1 protein-coding gene is annotated in these 297 nt (G+C 38.4%); it reads left to right on the plus strand.

Annotated elements, in window-relative coordinates:
• Nucleotides 1–25: 25 nt before the first annotated feature.
• A partial coding sequence (locus tag Q8G36_RS28740) for a transposase (RefSeq protein WP_305163159.1) occupies nucleotides 26–297 on the plus strand: 272 nt, incomplete at its 3' end.

Consider the following 297-nt stretch of genomic DNA (forward strand, 5'->3'; position numbering starts at 1 on the left):
ACGATTAAAACTTGAGGTGATGAGGATGCTTTCGAAACATAATTCTATTCAGCGAGATCAACTTGAAATGATTACTTTAGATCAACTGGTGCCGGCGAACCATTTGGTTCGTAAAATGGAGGCTTCCTTTGACTTCACTTTCATTTACGACTTGGTGAAAGATATGTATGCAGAGGTAGGACGCCCAAGTATTGATCCAGTTATTTTAGTTAAACTGACATTCATTCAATATACCTTCGGTATTCGTTCCATGCGTAAAACGATTGAAGAAGCTGAAACAAATATGGCTTACCGTTG

Source organism: Peribacillus frigoritolerans, assembly GCF_030676415.1.
GTDB lineage: Bacteria > Bacillota > Bacilli > Bacillales > DSM-1321 > Peribacillus > Peribacillus frigoritolerans_A.